At 67.3% G+C, this 836-nt stretch carries 1 protein-coding gene; it reads left to right on the forward strand.

Going from position 1 to position 836, the window contains the following annotated elements:
• Positions 1–9: 9 nt before the first annotated feature.
• On the forward strand, positions 10–836 hold an 827-nt coding region (locus JK363_RS41430; protein WP_307822127.1), incomplete at its 3' end, for a beta-ketoacyl reductase.

Here is an 836-nt window from a genome sequence, read left to right on the forward strand (position 1 = left end):
ACGGTGTTGGTGGAGTTGTTTGAACGGGGGGTGTTGCGGCCGGTTCCGGTCACGGCATGGAATGTCGCCCGGGCACCGGAGGCGTTTCGGTTCCTCGGCCAGGCCAAACACATCGGCAAGGTCGTCCTACGCATCCCTGCGCTGTGGCCGGAGTCGGGCACGGTCCTGGTGACCGGTGGTACGGGTGGTCTGGGTGCGGTGGTAGCCAGGCACCTGGCCGCTGAGCATGGTGTGCGGGATCTGCTGCTGCTGTCCCGGCGTGGTCTTGAGGCACCGGGGGCGGAGGAACTACGCGAGGAACTGACGGGGCTTGGTGCGCGGGTCACAGTCACCGCGTGTGATGTGAGTGATCGTGAGGCTTTGGCGGGTGTGCTGGACGCGATCCCGGCAGATACCCCGCTTCGGGGTGTTGTACATGCAGCAGGTGTGCTCGATGACGGCCTGATCGCGGATCTGACGTCTGACCGGTTGGGTGGGGTGTTGGCGGCGAAGGCGGAGTCGGCGGTGCATCTGCATGAGCTGACCCGCGACCGTGAGCTGGACGCCTTTGTTCTGTTCTCCTCGATCGCGGGAATCGTGGGTTCGCTGGGGCAGGCCGCCTATGCGGCAGGCAATTCCGTGCTGGACGCGCTTGCGGTGTCCCGGCGGGCACAGGGCCTCCCGGCGGTGTCGCTGGCGTGGGGTCTGTGGGAGCACGCAGAGGGTATGGGCGGCCGGCTCAGCGACGCCGATGTGGCGCGCCTGCGAAGGGAGGGTTTCCCGCCCCTGTCCACTGAGGATGCCCTTGCGCTGCTGGACACCGCTATGCGGTCAGGCGAGGCTGTCGCACTGCCCGT

This window comes from Streptomyces coffeae (genome assembly GCF_016741875.1).
GTDB lineage: Bacteria > Actinomycetota > Actinomycetes > Streptomycetales > Streptomycetaceae > Streptomyces > Streptomyces coffeae.